The 19,846-nt window shown below is 44.9% G+C and carries 17 protein-coding genes; 14 read left to right on the top strand and 3 right to left on the bottom strand.

What is annotated here, in order from left to right; all coding sequences use genetic code 11:
• Nucleotides 1–64: 64 nt before the first annotated feature.
• Entirely contained in the window at nucleotides 65–487 is a 423-nt protein-coding gene (locus tag V7L29_RS26615; protein WP_334737326.1) for a DUF4349 domain-containing protein, read from the bottom strand.
• 275 nt (nucleotides 488–762) lie between these two features.
• Between V7L29_RS26615 and ilvC the strand changes: the two genes are divergently transcribed.
• Together ilvC and V7L29_RS26605 are read left to right on the top strand one after the other, a co-directional pair.
• Nucleotides 763–1,758, top strand: coding sequence for a ketol-acid reductoisomerase (ilvC, locus tag V7L29_RS26610; protein ID WP_334737325.1), 996 nt, complete (start codon nucleotides 763–765; stop codon nucleotides 1,756–1,758).
• Nucleotides 1,759–2,383: 625 nt separating this feature from the next.
• Nucleotides 2,384–2,929, top strand: coding sequence for a hypothetical protein (locus tag V7L29_RS26605; protein ID WP_334737324.1), 546 nt, complete (start codon nucleotides 2,384–2,386; stop codon nucleotides 2,927–2,929).
• An 80-nt stretch (nucleotides 2,930–3,009) separates the two neighbouring features.
• Here the strand turns inward: V7L29_RS26605 and V7L29_RS26600 are convergent, their stop codons facing one another.
• Nucleotides 3,010–3,150, bottom strand: a complete 141-nt coding sequence (locus tag V7L29_RS26600; RefSeq protein WP_334737323.1) for a hypothetical protein — start codon at nucleotides 3,148–3,150, stop codon at nucleotides 3,010–3,012.
• 321 nt (nucleotides 3,151–3,471) lie between these two features.
• Between V7L29_RS26600 and V7L29_RS26595 the strand changes: the two genes are divergently transcribed.
• From V7L29_RS26595 to V7L29_RS26570, 6 genes are all read left to right on the top strand, one after another.
• Nucleotides 3,472–9,702 (top strand): AAA family ATPase, encoded by a 6,231-nt coding sequence (locus V7L29_RS26595; RefSeq protein WP_334737322.1) that lies wholly within the window; start codon nucleotides 3,472–3,474, stop codon nucleotides 9,700–9,702.
• 8 nt (nucleotides 9,703–9,710) lie between these two features.
• Entirely contained in the window at nucleotides 9,711–10,340 is a 630-nt protein-coding gene (locus V7L29_RS26590) for a response regulator transcription factor (RefSeq protein ID WP_334737321.1), read from the top strand.
• 85 nt (nucleotides 10,341–10,425) lie between these two features.
• Nucleotides 10,426–10,590, top strand: a complete 165-nt coding sequence (locus tag V7L29_RS26585) for a hypothetical protein (protein WP_334737320.1) — start codon at nucleotides 10,426–10,428, stop codon at nucleotides 10,588–10,590.
• 404 nt (nucleotides 10,591–10,994) lie between these two features.
• Entirely contained in the window at nucleotides 10,995–11,552 is a 558-nt protein-coding gene (locus V7L29_RS26580; RefSeq protein WP_334737319.1) for a DsbA family protein, read from the top strand.
• A 114-nt stretch (nucleotides 11,553–11,666) separates the two neighbouring features.
• Nucleotides 11,667–12,479 carry an alpha/beta fold hydrolase gene (locus V7L29_RS26575; RefSeq protein WP_334737318.1) on the top strand — a complete coding sequence of 271 codons (813 nt, stop codon included), beginning with the start codon at nucleotides 11,667–11,669 and terminating at the stop codon, nucleotides 12,477–12,479.
• 221 nt (nucleotides 12,480–12,700) lie between these two features.
• On the top strand, nucleotides 12,701–14,278 hold the full coding sequence (locus tag V7L29_RS26570; RefSeq protein ID WP_334737317.1) for a GMC family oxidoreductase: 1,578 nt from the start codon (nucleotides 12,701–12,703) through the stop codon (nucleotides 14,276–14,278).
• A 33-nt stretch (nucleotides 14,279–14,311) separates the two neighbouring features.
• Here V7L29_RS26570 and V7L29_RS26565 read toward each other — a convergent pair whose 3' ends face one another.
• A complete protein-coding gene (locus tag V7L29_RS26565) occupies nucleotides 14,312–14,491 on the bottom strand; it encodes a hypothetical protein (RefSeq protein ID WP_334737316.1) in 180 nt (59 codons plus the stop codon).
• Between the two features lie 16 nt (nucleotides 14,492–14,507).
• Here V7L29_RS26565 and V7L29_RS26560 point away from each other — a divergent pair, with 16 nt between their 5' ends.
• From V7L29_RS26560 to V7L29_RS26535, 6 genes are all read left to right on the top strand, one after another.
• Complete coding sequence (locus tag V7L29_RS26560; protein WP_334737315.1) at nucleotides 14,508–15,305, top strand: SDR family NAD(P)-dependent oxidoreductase; 798 nt, start codon at nucleotides 14,508–14,510, stop codon at nucleotides 15,303–15,305.
• A 99-nt stretch (nucleotides 15,306–15,404) separates the two neighbouring features.
• The gene (locus V7L29_RS26555) at nucleotides 15,405–15,836 is read left to right on the top strand and encodes a cupin domain-containing protein (protein ID WP_334691578.1); all 432 of its coding nucleotides are present in this window, start codon (nucleotides 15,405–15,407) and stop codon (nucleotides 15,834–15,836) included.
• Between the two features lie 231 nt (nucleotides 15,837–16,067).
• On the top strand, nucleotides 16,068–16,493 hold the full coding sequence (locus tag V7L29_RS26550; protein ID WP_334691579.1) for a hypothetical protein: 426 nt from the start codon (nucleotides 16,068–16,070) through the stop codon (nucleotides 16,491–16,493).
• A gap of 85 nt (nucleotides 16,494–16,578) precedes the next feature.
• Nucleotides 16,579–16,968: a DUF302 domain-containing protein gene (locus V7L29_RS26545; protein ID WP_334691580.1), complete on the top strand. Its 390-nt coding sequence runs from the start codon at nucleotides 16,579–16,581 to the stop codon at nucleotides 16,966–16,968.
• A 168-nt stretch (nucleotides 16,969–17,136) separates the two neighbouring features.
• Entirely contained in the window at nucleotides 17,137–18,525 is a 1,389-nt protein-coding gene (locus V7L29_RS26540) for a mercuric reductase (protein ID WP_334691581.1), read from the top strand.
• A 365-nt stretch (nucleotides 18,526–18,890) separates the two neighbouring features.
• The gene (locus V7L29_RS26535) at nucleotides 18,891–19,640 is read left to right on the top strand and encodes an SDR family oxidoreductase (RefSeq protein WP_334737314.1); all 750 of its coding nucleotides are present in this window, start codon (nucleotides 18,891–18,893) and stop codon (nucleotides 19,638–19,640) included.
• Nucleotides 19,641–19,846: the final 206 nt, after the last annotated feature.

The raw sequence follows: 19,846 nt of genomic DNA, 5'->3' as shown, positions 1-19,846 counted from the left end.
AACTGCTTGATTTCTGATTTTTTAATTTTTTGGCTTTGCTTGTTTTCAACTCAGTTTCCCTGAGTCATTTTCTGCTTTTTAGTCTAAAGTCCAGTAAGGTAGATTCCAGCAAGTTCTCTGGTATCCGCAATTGTATTGTTGCTGTGTAACGCGGGTTATCGTTTTTCGGTTGTTGTTGTTTCAACTCGATTAAATCCCCTTGCTGTTTATTGATAATTTGCGAAACGGCATCAATAGTCTGATCTACAGAGTTGACAGTCAAAGAGATTGCTGCCTTTTTGATCAGTTGGGGACGAGAACGGGCTATTGGTGCAGCTTCCGCCTTTTGAGAAATACTGCTTTCATTAGTCGGTGCAGGTGCTGCAATTGGAGGTAAAGCCTTATTTGCTGACTGATGGGAAGAGGCACAACTGGTAAAAATCACCCCTCCTAATAACCCACTCAGAAATAAAGCAGATGTGCGCGGTAATTTAGTCGAAGCGTACATAATCTACCCCCAGATGGATGAAGTTAACCCCAGTATTACTGAAGTAAAACTCAAAGCCTGTATTGTTGCGATTTCTGTAACAGAAGTGCTGAGTTTGGTAAAGTAAATCCTCATCCATAACGTAATTACGAATTACGTAGCTTGCTTCTCGCCGGAGGCGAGTATTACGAATTACGAATTGTTAATGGCTCATAGTTCATCTGTGGTTACTCAATTTGAGGTACAATCAAAAGCCTGTTAATTAATGACGATGCTTGCTCACAGGAGATGCTTCTATGGCCCGGATGTACTATGACGAAGATGCCAATTTAGACCTTTTGGCTGAAAAAACTATTGCTATTATCGGCTATGGTTCCCAAGGTCATGCCCACGCTCTCAATTTAAAAGATAGTGGTTTGAATGTGATTGTGGGATTATATCCGGGTAGTAAGTCAGTAGCAAAAGCCCAAGCAGCTGGGTTAACTGTGAAGAATGTTGCAGATGCTGCCAATGCTGCTGACTTCATCATGACTTTGTTACCTGATGAAGTCCAAAAAACGATTTATAAAAACGAGATTGAACCCAATTTAGAAGAAGGGAATGTGTTAGCTTTTGCCCACGGTTTCAATATTCACTTTGGGCAAATTGTACCACCGGCTAACGTAGATGTGGTGATGATAGCACCCAAAGGGCCAGGGCATATAGTACGGCGGACTTATGAACAGGGTGAAGGTGTACCAGCGCTATTTGCAGTTTATCAAGATGCTAGTGGTCAGGGACGCGATCGCGCGATGGCATACGCTAAAGGTATCGGTGGTAGCCGCGCTGGTGTTCTCGAAACTACTTTCCGCGAAGAAACCGAAACTGATTTATTTGGCGAACAAGCAGTATTGTGCGGTGGTTTGAGTGCTTTAATCAAAGCCGGATTTGAAACTTTGGTAGAAGCTGGCTATCAACCAGAATTAGCTTATTTTGAATGTCTCCATGAAGTCAAGCTGATTGTTGACTTGGTTGTGGAAGGTGGTTTAGCCAAAATGCGTGACAGCATTTCTAACACAGCTGAATATGGCGATTATACCCGTGGCCCGCGGATTGTCACCGAACAAACCAAAGCTGAAATGCAAAAGATTCTCAGCGAAATTCAATCTGGGCAATTTGCACGGGAATTTGTTCTGGAAAACCAATCTGGTAAACCAGGATTTACCGCCTTGCGTCGCAAAGAAGCTGAACACAAAATTGAGGAAGTTGGTAAAGATTTACGCGCTATGTTTAGCTGGTTGAAAAAAGCATAATGATTCAAAGATAGAAACTGGAGTTTCTGGGACTGTAATTCCTGAATTTTTGGGAAAATATAACTGGAGAAAGGGAAAGTCAATAAAGTCGTCGTAATCGAGATTTTATGGTTTTTAATTTGATTAACCTGTTCCAGTACTCCAGAAATTAAATTATGCTGAATATCAGTATTACTATAAACACTATGGGAATATTGCATTGAGGCAAAACGCCGTTGTAATATTTTCTGCATTGCTCATCTCTCGACGACTGTCTTCATTATGCCCAATAGCCTTTAATAACCTGAGTTCGATATAAGAAATTAGCTTAAAAAGCTTGTATGATAAGCTTTCAAACCAATTGAGCTAGGCGTTTTTATACAAAAAATATTGAGAATTAAACCTAGTTATTGAGAACAAAGTGTTTATTCTCATTATGGGAGACTTGTTGATAACAAAGCCCGAATGCGTTTTTCATCCGAAAGCTTTATATCTAATGTTTTGGGGCATTTTCTGACGGCGAACTCAGGTTTAAACAAGAAATGCTTATTCTCATAACCAAGAAACATCAGTTTGTCATTATAATCGGATAATTTTTTGAGAGAATTGAAAAGATCAGAATTTTACTTTTTGGCATTTCGCAATTATGAACCCTAACCTTAAAGATATATCCTCCAATTCGTCCCGCCGTCAAATTCTCAAGACTGCTCTCACCTTTGTAACTGGCTTAACCACCACATCACTGTTATCTTTTTTGATTCCCAAATCCACGAAGCCAGCAAAAGCAATTGTTGTGCAAAAAGCAAATGAGTTTGAACTGAAGGGTGAAGGTATTGAGATTAAGTATTCAGTTCTTAATGGAGTTCCACAGCTTGATTACAAAACTGAAAAAATTTCCTCTCATTTCAGTGGTGATCAAATTCAGACATCAAGCACTGATGAAATATATGATACACTAGTCACAGTAATTATTAGCAAACCACCAAACTTTAATTTCATTCTCGGAAATATAGTCAGACTGAGCTTATTCTTACCAGATATCAGTATAGTTCTCACTACTGATGAACGTTCTGTCCAAGCCATAGCCGTTTTAGCTACTCAGGTAGTTGAGGGAAATTTAGCTGGTGGCATAGTGCCACCAACATCATATCAGACTTTTGTACTCAAGGGAACCGCTAGATACCGTAGATAAGGCCTAATTTCTGAAATTAATTTTTCCTGAGAGGATGTTTTAGAAGTCCTATTGTCAGTATCAAAACGTTCTAGATCCTCTTAAATCCACGCCACTTGCTCATGGGGGAAACCCCCAGTTCCCGCAGTGGCTCCCCGATAAATTGGGAGACTTTGAAACAGTCGCTCTAGTTTTGCCAAGCGATCGCAACCACCACAACAAATTTGCAAATGTCCTTGCAAATACATTCATTCCCAAAAAACAAACCCACTTTGCATGGGTATTGTAGGAAGACTCTTGTCTGCTTTATCAGTAGTTTGATCATAGTAACGGAGTTTGTAGCCGTTGCGATTCACGACCAATTGCTTTGGTGGCCAAATATAAATTTGTAAGTCTTGAATCCAGGTAAATTCTGTTTTAATCTGTCTTTTTTGACTAAGGATGTTTGTTTTTATTCTTTATTGGCTTCTTTCTATCCGTATTTTCCCTCTGTGACAGTTTAGGGTACGGAATGTGGGATATAATTGGCAGTACGCTTATGTCCTACCTCAGGAGAGAGTTGGATGATTACCCTGCCTGGAGTTGCCATTCAATGCAAAATCTATGAGAGTTCAACCTCTTTAGTGTATCGAGGCATCCGAGTGCAAGATGGTCAGGCGATCGTCGTCAAAATGCTCAAGCAAGATTATCCCTCACCTCAAGAAATCAAGCGCTATAGACAGGAGTATGCCATTACCTGCTCTTTGAACATAGAAGGTGTAATCAAGGCGTACAGCCAGGAGAATTATAAACGTACGCTGGTCATCCTCCTCGAGGATTTTGGTGCAGAGTCCTTGGACTACTGGATGCAGCAGCACCCAAAGATTTTCTGCCCGATGCCTGTATCCACTTTTCTTTTGCTTGCCGTCAAGCTCACACAAATTCTAGGTGAGATCCATGCCGCGAATATTATTCATAAGGACATTAATCCTGGCAATATCGTTCTCAATCCTAATACGGGCATAGTCAAGATTATCGACTTTGGGATTGCCACTCAATTTAACCGCACCAATCCAACCTTCACAAGCCCTCATGTTTTAGAAGGAACCCTTGCCTACCTATCGCCAGAGCAGACCGGACGAATGAACCGTTTGCTTGATTACCGCACCGATTTCTATTCACTCGGTGTAACGTTCTACCAATTGCTCACTGGGCACCTGCCGTTCGCAACAACGGATATCTTGGAGCTAGTGCATTGTCATATTGCTAAACAGCCGATTCCTCCGTGTGAAATTAGGGGTGTGGGCTTCTGCCGTGAGCATCAACCGAATGGGTATGGGGGAGCCACTCCGGTCTTCTCCCAAGGGGAGACGCCAAGGGCGATGGGGTCTCACGCCACTCCCCTGAAGTCGGGAAACCCGCCCACGGAGGTGGCTCCCCCTTCGGGTGACGCTCTCTACGAGACGCTGCGCGAACGCAAGCACGGCTTAGCTGCGCTAACGGAAGTTTCAACTCGACGGGAACCGCCAAGACTTGAACTTCCTCCCCAAGTAGAGGATATGGCGTTGTGGGGCGTGGTGAATGATTCATCACCGATTAACAGTGCAATTCCTAAAGATGTTTCAGACATTATTATGAAATTGCTGGCGAAAAATGCAGAAGATCGCTATCAAAGCGCCTGGGGCATTAAAGCAGATTTAGAACGTTGTGCAGCCCAACTTAGAGAAACAGGGCAAATTCGCAATATCCAGCTGGGTCTACAAGATGTTTGCGATCAGTTTCACATTCCCCAGAAGTTGTATGGACGAGAAGCAGAGATTGCAGCATTATTAGCAGCATTTGAGAGAGTGGCAGGAATAGGAAATCAGAAAAATGTTCAATGCAATATTGAGATGATGTTAGTGTCTGGTTATGCTGGCATTGGCAAATCAGCTTTAGTACAGGAACTCTACAAACCGATCACAGCAAAGCGCGGTTATTTCACCTCGGGTAAGTTTGACCAATTTGGGCGCAATATCCCCTACAGCGCAATTGTGGATGCACTACGAAAACTGGTGCAGCAGTTGTTGGGTGAACCTGATGAGCAGGTGCAACAATGGCGATCGCGCTTGCTTACAGCTTTAGGCAGCAACGGACAACTGATTATTGATGTCATTCCAGAAGTTGAGTGGATTATTGGCAAGCAACCACCCGTAGCAGAAGTTGGAGCAACTGAGGCACAAAATCGGTTTAACCTTGTGTTTCAGAAGTTCATTCGAGCCTGCTGTTCTGTTGAGCATCCTCTGGTGATCTTTCTGGATGATTTGCAATGGGTAGACTCTGCTACGCTTAAGCTTATCGAGTTAATTTTGAGCGACCGTGGGATACAAGCCCTGCTTTTAATTGGAGCTTATCGGGATCGCGAAGTCACTCAAACACATTCGCTGATTGCAACCTTAGAGAAGCTAAAGCAGGAAACTGTTACTATTAGTCAGATAATGTTAGCTCCGCTAGGACTAGAGGCTGTGGCTCAACTGATTGCTGAAACCTTGCACACGCATACCGAGTCGATTGCACCTTTAGCAGAACTGATATGGCAAAAAGCGAACGGCAATCCCTACTTCACCAATGAATTTCTCAAAGCGCTGTACATTGAAGGTCTCATCGTCTTCGACATTAATCAACAACGCTGGCAATGGGACATTACTCATATCAAAGCCAAAAATATTACCGACAATGTAGTGGAGTTAATCATCGGAAAGCTGAAACAATTTCCAGAGCAAACTCAACAGGTTTTATCCTTAGCTGCTTGTGTCGGTGCTGAGTTTGATTTAGCGACACTCTCAATCATCTGTGAACGACCAGCGGTTGAAATTTTTGTAGAACTCACAACTGTAATTCAGTCAGAGTTGCTTCTTGCAACCTCAGAGTTAGATGAAAATCTGATAATTCAGAATTATAAGTTTTCGCACGATCGCGTCCAGCAAGCAGCTTATGCCCTAATCGATGAATCGCACAAACAGGTGGTTCATCTTCAAATTGGTCGCAATTTGCTTAAAGAAGCGTTGGCAGCTCGTCTATCAAATCGACTGTTTGAAATTGTGGATCATCTCAATCATGGAATTGAACTGATTACTAATCAAGCAGAACGAGATGAAATTGCCAGATTGAACTTGATGGCAGGTCAGAAAGCAAAAGCGGCGATCGCTTATGGCACGGCAAAAACTTATTTAGCCATAGGTAGACAATTGTTAGAATCCTTTAGCTGGCAAACAAACTATGAGCTGACCTTAGAGTTATATGTGGATACAACAGAAGTCGCGTATTTGTGTGGCGATTTTGAGCAGGTGGAATACTGGGGTGCGATCGTTCTGCAACAAGCTAAAACAGTTCTTGATACTGTGAAAGTTTACGAAGTCAAAATTGAAACAGCTTTTGCACAGAATCAGCTACTAGAATCGATCGATACAGCATTACAAGTGTTACAGCAACTAGGGATCAGTTTTCCCGAAAAGCCAACTCAGTTGGATATTCAGCGTGAATTAGACATCATTACATCCCACTTTAAAGAAACGCTGATTAAGAACTTGAGTTATTTACCGAAAATGACTGATTCTAATCAATTGGCAGCAATGCGAATTATGTCAAGGATCACGATTTCTGCCTATTTTGCTGCTCCTGATTTAGTGTCTCTACTTTTATCTAAACAGGTTAATCTGTCTATACAATATGGCAATGCGTTTATATCTCCCTTTGTCTACAGCACCTTTGGCGGATTAATCCTTTGTGGAATGGTGAGAAACATCGAGTCTGGTTACCAGTTTGGACAGTTGGCTCTCAAGCTGTTGTCAGAATTCCATACTCATGTACTTAAAGCACGGACATTGTTCGTTGTGAATTTTTTCATTAGACATTGGAAAGAACACGTTAGAGAAATAGCCGAGCCACTTTTGGAAGTCTATCGAAGTGGGTTGGAAATAGGAGATTTAGAGTTCGCTGCCTATGGTGCTTACGCTTACTGTCTCCAAGGCGTTATTGTCGGTAAGGAACTCGCAGAACTTGAACGTGAGATGAGGACATACACTGAAGCGATTCGTCGTCAAGTTCAACAGAAAACAGCACTCATTCATATTCAAGTATTACAGCAAACAGTATTGAATTTGATGGGGCGTTCGTTCATGCCAACCCGTCTTATTGGGGAAGCTTACAACGAGGAGAAACAGCCACAACATGAACTAAATAGAATTTCGATTTTTCTGGAATCTTTCAGCAAACTTATTCTATGTTATCTATTTTCAGAGTATGCTCAGGCAGTTGAAAACTCAGCTAGGGCAGAAAGTCATTTAAGCCAAATAAGAGTGACTCCCACTGTTCCTGTGTACTGTCTCTATGACTCTCTAACAAGACTGGCAATATACGTTAGAAGTAGTACTCAAGAGCAGGAAGAAATTATCAAGAAAGTTGCCCTTAGCCAGGATAAGATGAAGCAATGGGCACAGTATGCGCCAATGAATTATCTCCATAAATATTATTTAATCGAAGCAGAAAAAGCGCGAGTTTTAGGTCAGTTGCTTGAAGCAGAAAAATTCTACGAACAAGCGATTCAAGGAGCTAGAGAAAACGAATATATTCAGGAAGAGGCATTAGCATATGAATTAGCTGCCAAGCATTATCTAGCGCGAGGTCTGGCAAAGTTTGCTCAACTCTACATGAAGGAAGCCCATTACTGTTATGAACGGTGGGGAGCAACGGCAAAGGTTAAAGATTTAGAAACTCGCTATCCTCAGTTCTTTCCTCAGTCGCCTAGCGTAGACTCTACACCAATCCGCACTACTGCTGGAATGACCTCTAATGCCCCGCAAGTTGCTTTTGATTTAGCAACGGTAATGAAAGCATCACAAGCGATTTCCAGTGAAATTGAACTGGAACAATTGCTTCATTCCTTAATGCAGATCTTAATTGAGAATGCGGGGGCACAAACGGGATGCTTGCTTTTGGAAAATGCAGGCGAATGGAAAATTGAGGCTGCTTGTGAACTCAATGAGGGTAAGCAGGTTTTTCCTACACGAGTAATGCGATCAATTCCAATGTCCGATCGCTTACCCGAATCGATTATTCAGTATGTGATTCGGACGCATGAATCGGTCATCTTAAATAATGCGGCTTGTGAAGGTACTTTTACTAATGAGCCATACATTCAACGCTACCAAACTCAATCGGTCTTTTGTCTGCCGCTACTCAATCAAAGTAAACTCGTTGGTGTGTTGTATCTAGAAAATCAGTTAGCAACTGGGGTATTTACACCAGATCGATCGCAACTTCTGAATCTTCTATCTACTCAGGCAGCGATCGCAATTGAAAATGCCAAGCTCTACTCAAACCTACAAAAGAGTGAAAGTAGAATAGCTCAATTCCTAGAAGCAGTTCCAGTAGCCATTGCAGTATTGGATGCAAGGGGACACCCTTATTACGCCAATCAACGGAGAATTCAGCTAGTGGGCAAAGGTGTCGATCCTGCCGTAACACCAGATCAATATGCAGAGGTTTATCAGTTTTATCGGGCGGGAACAAATGAAAAATATCCAAGTGACCAACTGCCAATTGTCCGTGCATTAAGCGGTGAACGCATCACGGTTGATGACATGGAAATTCGCCGAAACGACATAACTATTCCAATTGAGGCATGGGCAACTCCAGTTTTTGACGAACAGGGTGACGTGGCTTATGCAATCGTAGCTTTTCAAGACATTACAGAGCGCAGACGAGCACAGAAACTGTTAACCGAATACAACCTTACCCTGGAACTTCAGGTGGCAGAACGAACGGCAGCATTACAGCAAAGCGAAGCAGAACTGCGCGACCGAGAACAGGAATTACGACTGATTGCCGACGCTCTACCAGTTCTCATTAGTTATGTAGATGCCAATCGGTGTTATCAATTCATCAACTATGCCTATGAGGTTTGGTTTAACCGTAGCCGCAATGAAATTCTGGGCAACCCTGTTCGCCAACTTCTCGGTGAGGCGGTTTATCAACGGGTTGAACCGTACATTAATCAAGTGTTTGAAGGGCAAACTGTACCTCTAGAAGCAGAAATCCCTTTTCCGCTTGGTAAGCGGTGCATCAGCGCAACCTTGATTCCTGATTTCGATGACAATGCTCAGGTGAGAGGCTTCTACAGTCTGATCGCAGACATTAGTGATCGCAAACTCGCTGAAGCAGCTTCCATTCTGGAAGAACGCAACCGGATGGCGCGCGAAATTCATGATACACTGGCTCAATCCTTCACAGGTATTCTGCTTCAGGTTGGAGCAGCAACACAAGTACTGGCGGATGACCCGGAAGCAACCCAAGTACATCTGGAAATGATTGAGGAACTAGCACGCGCAGGGCTAGCAGGGGCACGGCGCTCCGTATCAGCACTCCGTCCGCGGCTACTAGAAGAAGGTAATTTAGAGAGTGCCCTGCATCGTATTGTGGCTCAAATGCGATCAACGACCGACACGGCTGTGATTTGCGAAACTCAGGGTACAGCCTATTCCTTACCAACCGAAGTGGAGAATAACTTACTCAGAATTGGGCAGGAAGCATTAACCAATGCGATTAAACACGCTTGTGCCAGCGAAATTCGGGTTGAGTTAGTGTACAACCAAACACAGTGTATCTTACAAGTTAAAGACGATGGCAGGGGCTTTGGAGTGGGTAGCATTCCTTTGAGTGGTGGGTTTGGCTTATTAGGAATGAGCGAACGAGCAGAGCGCATTAGCGCACAACTAGCGATTCAAAGCCAACCAGGTCAAGGAACAGAAATTATTGTCACTAGCAATCGAGAGTGAGAATTACAATGAGACAATCCACTACGATTCGGGTGCTGATTGTTGACGACCATCCCATAGTCAGAAAGGGTTTAGTAACTATCATTAACCGCGATCCAGAAATGACAGCGATCGCTCAAGCTGAAGATGGGCAACAGGCGATCGACGCGTTTCGAGAATACCAACCCGATGTCACCCTAATGGATTTACGAATGCCCAAAATGGGAGGTGTTGAAGCCATTATGGCGATTCGTGCTGAATTTAAGCAGGCTCGAATCGCGGTACTCACAACCTACGATAGTGATGAAGACATCTATCGCGGCTTGCAGGCGGGCGCTCAAGGCTATCTGCTTAAGGATGCTAAACCTGGCGAGCTTTTAAATGCGATTCGCGCCATTCATAATGGCCAGAAATATATTCCGCCAGAAGTGGGCGCAAAATTATTGCAGCGAATGAGCAATCCAGAACTGAGCGAACGAGAGTTGGAAGTGCTGCGTTTGATGGCACAAGGAATGGGTAATCAAGAAATTGGGACTGCTTTGAGTATTGGTGAAAGCACTGTCAAATCGCATGTGAATCGCATTTTGAGCAAATTGGGAGTGAGCGATCGCACACAAGCCGTGATTACTGCTGTTAAGCGTGGGATTGTCAGTTTGTAAGTGGGGAAAAGGGCAGGGCCGTAACTTTTTTGTGAATCTTGTTAATGTATAATTTTTACACTAGCCAAACAAAAGGATTTCTTCAATGGCTGTTTTTGCAATTTTTACCTACGAAGTCAAGCTAGGGCGGATGAATGATTTCATGGTTAAACTGGGTGAAGCAGCCAGTCCCAAGTTCAACAGCGAGGTCATGCCTCAATCAGTGCGCCTCTTTCGTAATGCTGTTCCTGCCCTGATACCAATTCGCTAATTCTTGTTATTGAGTATGAGGATATGGCCGCGTATGGCGCACGCACCGCATTTGAGATCAAAACGCGCAATGGAAGCAATTATTCAGCAGTCAACCGGATTCGTCGGAAACCCTACGCTTAGTGCAGTTACTTACGGAGTTTCAGCCGTAAGCAACGAACAACGACCCAATTTTTCATCAAACGTTAGATTTGCTCAAAATCAAATTTAGATTGGCTTTAGACTCCAACTAAAGTTTGAGATAACCTTCCACTGCGAGATGGACAGGTTCATCCATCACTTGATTGTAGAAAAATGTCAACCCAGAGTGGACGACAACAGAGGGTAAATTCTCTATATTAAATCCATAGCGATGTTGATGCAGTTGGTTTGTGAGGCTTAAGTTTGCTTAATACAAACCGAAAGATGACTTACGACCATAATAATCGTTCTCTATTCGTTCCGCCTTCAACCCAGGATCATATCCAAGGTGTACTGAATGCTGCTGTAGTATTCGTCATGTATGGAGATTATGAATATTTTCAAAGTGCTAACGTCTATCGAATGATTAAAGTTGCTCAACAGCAATTGCAGGTTTCGTTTGGAGAAAATAATTTAGGTTTTATCTTCCGTCATTTTCCTCAAGTACGGATTCATCTACATGCTCACCGGGCAGCCGAAGCCGCAGAAGCAGCAGCCGCTCAAGGGCAGTTTTGGCAAATGCATGAGATGCTATTTATCCATCAACAAGAGTTGGGAAATGGGTATCTAGTGGAGTATGCCAATCGTTTAGGACTTGATATTTCTCAATTTTTGCAGGATTTTTCCAGGGGAACGTATGTCGATCGGATCAATGCGGACATTGAAGGTGGACTGCGAAGTGGAGTGGAGGCTGCACCCGCTTTATTTATTAATGGAATTCGCTATCTTGATCGCTGGACTGTTGAGCAAATAATGGCAGCCGTTGTTGCTGCAAATGATTAAAGTTTTTAGTGCTTATTTTAATAACTATTTCAGCGGAGAGTATTTCATAACTTTTATACGGACAACAAGAATCAGAAAATTGAGCAATTTAGCAAGAATACAGAGGCGATCGCAATGATGGTTTTTACATGGAAAAAAGTTCAAAAATTGTTGCTGTGGTTATTTGCATTAAGTGTTGTCGTTGGCATATCAATGCATCCAACATCAGCCACCTCCAAGGAATTACCTCAAGCCTCCAACTCTAAACCTGCGATCGTTCTCGTTCATGGGGCTTTTGCTGATGGTACATCATGGCAACACGTCATTCCATTGTTGGAGCAGGATGGCTACAGAGTGACCGCTGTGCAGATTCCGCTCACCTCGCTTGCTGATGATGTCGCAACGACGAAGCGGGTAATTGACAATCAAAAAGGTTCCGTTGTTTTAGTCGGACATTCCTATGGTGGAAATGTGATCACGGGTGCGGCGGCTGGCAATCCACAGGTGAAAGCTCTGGTTTATGTTAATGCTTTTGCCCCAGATGTCGGTGAAAAGACGAGTGATTTGAATAAAAAGTATGCAGCACCTCCAATTAGCAAAGCGATCGCACCTGATGCTGCAAACTTTCTTTATGTTGATCGCGGGAAGTTTCACGAATTTTTTGCCCAGGACGTATCGAAGACTGAGGCGCGAGTGATGGCAGCAACCCAAAAGCCGATCGCCAGCGCCGCGTTTGAGCAATCATTGAATGAAATCGCCTGGAAAACGATTCCTTCCTGGTTTCTCGTGACTCAAAGTGATCGCGCCATCAACCCTGAACTTCAACGATTTATGGCTGAACGGATTAATGCTAAGACAACCGAAGTCAACTCCAGTCATGTTCCTTTTATCTCTCATCCAAAAGAGGTTGCCAAAGTGATTGAAGCAGCAAGCACTGCTGTAAAGTAATCCCAATTTAACGATTTGTTAGTGAGCCAAGTCCCGCGAACCAATGAGACCAAGTTTGGTTTCTAGCAGAACATTTGGTGGATACACCATTGGTACGCAGTTAAATTCAGCAGATCGCGTGTTGTAAATCAAATAACTAACAGTATTTCAGCGATCGCTCTTTAAATGAATTCATTCTTGACTCCATTTATCCATTGTAGATAACAGAGGAAGAGAACTTTATGACTAATTATGACTACATTGTGATTGGTGCCGGGTCGGCAGGCTGCGTAGTCGCCAACCGTTTGACGGAAGACAGTGACACGACCGTGTTACTTCTCGAAGCAGGCAACCCAGATACGAAACCAGAGATTTTCATCCCAGCGGAATGCGTCAATATACTAGGCTCAGAGGTGGACTGGAGCTATTTCTCTGAACCAGAACCCTTCTTGAATAATCGCAAAATGTTTTGTTCCCGTGGCAAAGTCTTGGGAGGCAGCAGTTCGATTAATTTCATGATATATGTCCGAGGCAATCATCACGATTATGACCACTGGCAAGAGTTGGGAAATCCCGGTTGGAGTTACCAGGATATCTTGCCTTATTTCAAGAAATCTGAATACCAGCAACGCGGTGCCTCCGCTTACCACGGAGTTGATGGGGAGTTGAGCGTTACCGATCCCATTGCGCCTACTGCAACTTCTCAACGATTTGTAGAGGCATGTGTGGCAATGGGATTTGACTACAATCCTGATTTCAACGGTACGCAGCAGGAAGGAACCGGACCCTATCAACACACTATTAAGGAGGGTAAACGGCACAGTGCTGCTGCTGCGTTCCTTGTGCCGATTCTCCAGCGTCGTAATTTGACTATAACGACTGGGGCATTGGTGACTCGATTGTTGTTTGAGGGAACCCACACCGTTGGGGTGGAATATCTGCACGAGGGAATGCTGCACCAAGTCAGGGTTGAGCGGGAAGTGATTTTAAGTGCGGGCGCGTTCGATTCGCCCAAGCTGCTGATGCTATCCGGCATTGGGGATGCTGCACACTTACAAACATTAGGGATTTCTGTTGTCGTCGAGCTGCCAGGTGTTGGTCAAAACCTGCAAGACCACATTTTCTCTCCTGTGGTATACCAAGCAACTCAGGATTTACACTTTGCCAGCACCAGTAGTATCGGGGAAGCTGGATTATTTTTGCATAGCAAGTCGAATTCAGCGGTTGCACCCGATTTACAGTTTCTATTCGGTTCCATTCAGCTCTTACCCCCTGGCTATGCTCCAGCGGCATTTGGATTTACGGGTGCAGTCGCTTTGACCCATCTGCAAAATATTGGCAGTGTCGGTTTGCGAACGCCTGATCCTAAAGACACACCGATGTTGCGGATGAACTATCTGCAAAATGAAACCGATGTGAAGAAGCTGGTTGAGGGAATTAAATTAATGCGGCAATTGTTTCATAGCAACTTCTTTAATGAGTTTCGTGGTGCAGAAATTGCTCCGGGTGCTGAGGTTCAGAGTGATGAAGCCCTTAAAGCTTATATCCGCAACAATTGCAGCACACTGTGGCATCCGGTTGGCACCTGCAAAATGGGCACTGACCCAATGGCGGTAGTCGATCCTGAGTTGCGGGTACATGGGGTTGAGGGATTGCGTATCGTTGATGCCTCCATCATGCCAACAATCACCACAGGAAATACGAACGCACCGACCATCATGATTGGTGAGAAGGCGGCGGATTTAATTAAAGCAGAGCGTACCTCGCAAACCATTTCCGATCAGTTTAATGTTCCAATGCCAACTCGCTCGTCTATCTAAAAATCGGCAATGGAGCCTACCGACTATAGGTCATCACGGTGGTGGCAGTTCATAATGAGCAGTAAATAAAACATTCGATACCCTCAAGGATCGCATGATGGCACTGATCGCAACATCATTTGGACGGCACTCCACTGCCGCCGAGGTAGTAAAAGGCATCGATCTCTCTGGCAAGCGGGCGATCGTGACTGGAGCAGCATCGGGCATCGGCATAGAAACGGCGCGCGCATTGGCTTTGACTGGGGCTGAGGTGACGCTAGCTGTGCGTAATACCTATGCTGGAGCGCAAACGGCGGCTGATATCACCACTACTACCGGAAACCAAAATATTCACGTTGCTCCGCTTGACTTGAGCAGCCAGGAGTCGATCGCCAAATTTGTTGCTGCATGGAATGGGCCGTTGCACATTCTCGTCAACAATGCGGGTGTGATGGCATTACCCAAGCAACACACGTCAGAAGGCTGGGAAATGCAGTTTGCTAGCAACCATCTCGGACACTTCGCTTTGGCACTCGGACTCCATGATGCCTTGGCGGCAGACGGTGCTGCCCGCATTGTGTCTGTCAGTTCTAGCGGACACTTAGCGTCACCTGTTGTCTTTGATGATATCCACTTTGCGTTTCGCCCCTACGATCCACTGCTGGCATATGCGCAGTCCAAAACTGCAAACATTCTTTTTGCCGTTGGTGCCACCATGCGATGGTTTGGCGATGGCATCACCGCCAACGCTTTGATGCCTGGGGCGATTGTGACTAATCTCCAACGTTACACAGGTGGTCTTAAAACTCTACCTGAGCATCGAAAGACACCGGAACAGGGCGCAGCAACTTCTGTCCTCCTAGCAACTTCTCCGCTGTTGGATGGCATTAGCGGACGCTACTTCGAGGACTGCAATGAAGCCATGATTGTCACAAACGGCAACGGTTATGTGAGTGGTGTTGCTCCTTATGCCCTCAACTCAGACAACGCCGATCGACTCTGGGAGGAATCATTGCAATTGAACAGGAATTTAGACTACCACGATTGAAACTCCCCTTGCTGGCGTTGACGGCATGAACGCCTGCTTTATCTGAGTTGCAAGCTTGAGCGTTCATAACACAATTCATTCATTAGAAGGAGTACTTCCATGACAAAATCATTCTGGCTTCTTAATAACTACCTTACCATCGTCGCCGATCACACCACAACTGACGGTAAATATGACCTGATTGAGGGCTATTTCCCTCCTGGTGCACAGACTCCACCTCATCGCCATACACGCTATTCCGAACAACTCTATGTGTTGGAAGGAGAGTTCACTGTCTGGGTTGGTAAGAATAAGGTTGTGCTAGGCGCAGGTGAAAGTGCCTTCATTCCGATGGGCACACCCCATGTTGTTGCTGCACTCAGCGATCAACCAGCTCGCGGGTTAGTCGTTGCTTCGCCCAGTGCCTTTGCTCGCCTAATTGAAGCAACAGGGACGCTAAACCAGAATGAGACACCTGACATGGAATTGTTCATGCGCATCTCTACCGAAATTGGCGACGAAATTCTGGGTGCACCCGGAGATCTACCCTAAGACTTCAGGTATAAGTACTCCGACAGAATTGATTACACAAACTTTTTTCTGACTCCTGACTCCTGATACCATTTCACAAAATGGCTGATACAAATGATTGGTCTTTAATTCTTTCCCCCAGAAAGAACTGCTCCCTGCCCCACTGCTGCCTATTTGTATCAACTTTAAAGTGAAACGGTATGACTCCTGCCTTCACGAATGAATCTAATTTTGTCCGATTACTTATCCTAAATGACTAGCAACACCACGACCGACATCCAAATGCAGAAATGGACTCAAGCCTTCGCCGATAAGTTGGAAAGCTCATTCGCGGACGCTTTTGCCGACAACGTCACTCTTGAAGCCAGTGTGCTTGTCCGCCCGATCAAAGGGCGGGATTGCGTAAAAAGTGTTATGGCTACCGCCAGCAAAGTTTACGAGGCGCTCACTTTCACTCGTCAAGTCGAGAGCGCTCAGCAAACATATCTGGAGTGGGACGCGAAAGCGTTCGGCGAACAGCCCCTTTCTGGTGTGACAATCCTCATCAAGAACCCAGATGGTCTAATTGTCCATATTGCTATCCATCATCGTCCCCTCGGTGCAGTGCTCCGCTTCTCGATTGAGATGCGCGAACGTCTTAAGGGCAAGATCCAGCCGGACTATTTCTACGAAGGATAGGGGTTAGCAGCTGTTTGTCGATGGCGATATGGCATAAATTTGAAGTTAAAAAACCCTCACCAAAACCATTAAAAAGTTCACTGCTATGAATGCAAACAACGGCATCATCAGCCAGCCCAGCCCCTATTCAGTAACCGAAACCATTAACAGCTTAGAAGCTATCCTTCACGCAAAAGGTATCACTATTTTTGCCCGCATTGATCAACAGGCTGAAGCCGAAAAAGTTGGACTCAGCCTGCGTCCAACTCAGTTATTGCTGTTTGGCAACCCTAAAGCCGGAACGTCGCTCATGGTAGCAGAGCCGACGATCGCTCTGGATTTACCCCTGAAAATACTGGCATGGGAAGCGGCTGACGGCAAAGTGTGGCTGAGTTACAACGATCCCAATTACTTAAAACAACGGTTCTCTCTTAGTGATGATTTGGTCAAAAACATTGCAGTCATTGTACCTTTAATCAATCAAGCACTCCAATAAACAACTCATTCATTTTTTCGGTGTTACTCAATTGAGTCATGATTTATATTTATAGACATTTTTAAGGATGAATTATCCTGAACATGCATCAATCTCATTTTCTCATCTTTCTCATCCATGGTCTGATTTTAAAGGGTTAGTATAATGTGAAATTCAAAGGAGAAATGAATGAACACTGAATACTACGATGATATTATTATTGGCGGTGGTAAAGCAGGTAAAACTCTGGCACCCGCACTGGTTGCAGATGGACGCAGAACAGCTCTGATAGAACGCAGCTTAAACATGATTGGTGGCGGATGCATTAACATCGCCTGCGTTCCCACCAAAACGATGGTGGCAAGTGCAGAGGTAGCAAACACCTTACGACACAGCGCTACCTATGGTATCCATACAGCACCGCCTACCGTTGATTTAACGGCAGTGATTCAGCGCAAGCGATCAGTTGTGCAGTCCATGCGAGCAATGAATTTTAACAACTTACACACCCCCTTGGGGGATAATTTGATCATTGGCACCGCTCGCTTTGTGGCACCCAAAACGATTGAAGTGACAACTGCTGAGGGAACAATTCGCTTCCTCACTGCAGAACGATTGTTTATTAACACAGGCACGCGACCGTTGATTCCATCCGTACCTGGACTCAAAGAAGTTGGATTTTTGACCAGTGAGTCGATTATGGAGCTAGAACAGTTGCCGGAGCATCTGATCGTGCTTGGCGGTGGTTACATTGGGTTGGAGTTTGCCCAGATGTTCCGGCGTTTTGGCGCTCGCGTTACCGTAATTGGGCAGAGTCAGCAAATCCTCAAAAAGCAAGATCCTGATATTGCGATCGCCACTCAAACGCTTTTAGAACGGGACGACATTGACTTCTTGCTAAATGCGAAAGTATTAAGGGTCGAACGCGCTGGTAATGATACTGTTCTTCAGCTTCAAGTTGTTGATCGTCAGATAAGCCTCCAAGGGTCACATTTACTCGTTGCCGTTGGTCGTGCGCCAACAACTGATACCTTAAATTTAGCCGCTGCTGGTGTAGCAACTGATGCAGGCGGATTTATTCAGGTCAACGATCACCTAGAGACAAATGTACCAAACATCTGGGCGTTAGGCGATATTAACGGCGGACCACAATACACCCATGTAGCGCTGGACGATTATCGTATTATCAAAACCAATCTGATTGATGGGGGCAACCGCAGCACACGCGATCGCTTGGTACCCTCCTGTCTGTTCATCGATCCAGAGTTGGCTTCTGTAGGGTTGACCGAAACCGAAGCGCGGCAACAAGGGTATGCCATTCGCGTAGCTAAATTGGATGCCTCAGCTATTACACGAGCGAAAACACTGGGTCAAACTGATGGGCTGCTGAAGGCAATTTTAGATACCGAGACGGGTCTTATTTTAGGGTGTTCGCTCTTGTGCCATGCAGCAGGTGAAGTGATTTCGACAGTACAGATGGTAATGCAAGCGAGAATGCCCTACACCGTTCTGCGTGATGGAGTGTTAACTCATCCGACAATGACTGAAGGGTTAAATATGTTGTTTTCGAGGTTGTAAGGAAGCAGTAAGCGCAGACGCCTCACATCTAAACATGATTGATCGTTTGCATCTCTCTATTGCTGTCTTGGCACTGGCATCCTTGCGTTTTATCGAACGTGGCATGACTGGAATCATAGTAAATTTAGAGAGGATACTATGGTTTAATTTCAAACATTAGTGAACAGCGAAACGCTGCACTGCGTGAACGCAAACGCGCGTCAAGCAAGCGTCGATTCTGGAAGAACGCATACCCCCAGTTACAGATGCAGATATTCAAAAGACGATCGCCCTAGCTCTAAATATGGGCTGACCATTCTTCCTCTTGACTCCGCTCTCCATTAACAACTGACCGCTGTAAACCCAACAATCAGAGGATTCGCACAATGGGAAAACTAGAAGGAAAAATCGCCCTTGTCACGGGTGGTAACAGTGGTATCGGTCTTGCCACTGCCAAACAGTTTGTTGCTGAAGGTGCTTATGTCTACATCACGGGTCGCCGCCAAGCCGAACTGGATGCTGCTGTAGAAGCTATTGGTAAAAATGTCACGGCTGTGCAGAGCGATGTTTCTAATCTGGCAGACCTCGATCGCCTGTTTGCCACCATTAAGCAAGAGCAAGGACACCTCGATATCATCTTCGCTAATGCTGGTGGTGGAGAAATTGCCCCACTTGGAGCAATCACTGAGGAACATTTTGACAAAACATTCAACATAAACGTCAAAGGTTTGCTGTTCACCGTACAAAAGGCACTGCCACTGTTACCAGAGGGCGCTTCTATTATCCTGAATGCTTCGACTACTTCTATAAAAGGTACGCCAGCTTTCAGTATTTACAGCGCTACCAAAGCCGCCGTGCGATCGTTTGCCCGCAATTGGATACTCGACCTCAAAGAGCGCAAGATCCGAGTAAATGCCATTAGCCCAGGTGTAGTTCCGACTCCTGGTTACGATCTTTTGGGACTGAATGACCAGCAGTTGCAAGAATTCGTGGATACCCAAGCCAGCGTTATCCCACTGGGAAGAGTCGGCAAACCCGATGAGATTGCCAAAGCCGTTGTCTTTCTTGCTTCAGCCGACAGCAGCTTTGTGAACGGCATTGAGTTGTTTGTCGATGGCGGTATGGCACAGATTTGAAGTGCCGTGAAGTATCCATCACCAAAACCGTTGAGGAGTTCGGTGTTATGAATGCAAATAACGGCATCATCAGTCAGCCCAGCCCATATTCAGTAACCGAAACCATCAATCGCTTATAGCGGTTATCGAGCAGATGAGGTACACCCTCAAAGTTGAAAGGATTTAGATGTGAAGTTTTGGTATACCTCACCAGCACAGGAAGCGCT

This window comes from Nostoc sp. (assembly GCF_036916575.1).
GTDB lineage: Bacteria > Cyanobacteriota > Cyanobacteriia > Cyanobacteriales > Nostocaceae > Nostoc.
This window is presented reverse-complemented; position numbering and strand designations above follow the sequence as displayed.

Coding starts and splice junctions, on each gene's coding strand:
- V7L29_RS26550 (WP_334691579.1), top strand. CDS start 16,068: ATGACTAGCAACACCACGACCGACATCCAAATGCAGAAATGGACTCAA.
- V7L29_RS26575 (WP_334737318.1), top strand. CDS start 11,667: ATGATGGTTTTTACATGGAAAAAAGTTCAAAAATTGTTGCTGTGGTTA.
- V7L29_RS26545 (WP_334691580.1), top strand. CDS start 16,579: ATGAATGCAAACAACGGCATCATCAGCCAGCCCAGCCCCTATTCAGTA.
- V7L29_RS26590 (WP_334737321.1), top strand. CDS start 9,711: ATGAGACAATCCACTACGATTCGGGTGCTGATTGTTGACGACCATCCC.
- V7L29_RS26615 (WP_334737326.1), bottom strand. CDS start 487: ATGTACGCTTCGACTAAATTACCGCGCACATCTGCTTTATTTCTGAGT.
- ilvC (WP_334737325.1), top strand. CDS start 763: ATGGCCCGGATGTACTATGACGAAGATGCCAATTTAGACCTTTTGGCT.
- V7L29_RS26535 (WP_334737314.1), top strand. CDS start 18,891: ATGGGAAAACTAGAAGGAAAAATCGCCCTTGTCACGGGTGGTAACAGT.
- V7L29_RS26580 (WP_334737319.1), top strand. CDS start 10,995: ATGACTTACGACCATAATAATCGTTCTCTATTCGTTCCGCCTTCAACC.
- V7L29_RS26605 (WP_334737324.1), top strand. CDS start 2,384: ATGAACCCTAACCTTAAAGATATATCCTCCAATTCGTCCCGCCGTCAA.
- V7L29_RS26585 (WP_334737320.1), top strand. CDS start 10,426: ATGGCTGTTTTTGCAATTTTTACCTACGAAGTCAAGCTAGGGCGGATG.
- V7L29_RS26540 (WP_334691581.1), top strand. CDS start 17,137: ATGAACACTGAATACTACGATGATATTATTATTGGCGGTGGTAAAGCA.
- V7L29_RS26570 (WP_334737317.1), top strand. CDS start 12,701: ATGACTAATTATGACTACATTGTGATTGGTGCCGGGTCGGCAGGCTGC.
- V7L29_RS26595 (WP_334737322.1), top strand. CDS start 3,472: ATGATTACCCTGCCTGGAGTTGCCATTCAATGCAAAATCTATGAGAGT.
- V7L29_RS26555 (WP_334691578.1), top strand. CDS start 15,405: ATGACAAAATCATTCTGGCTTCTTAATAACTACCTTACCATCGTCGCC.
- V7L29_RS26565 (WP_334737316.1), bottom strand. CDS start 14,491: ATGCCGATGCCCGATGCTGCTCCAGTCACGATCGCCCGCTTGCCAGAG.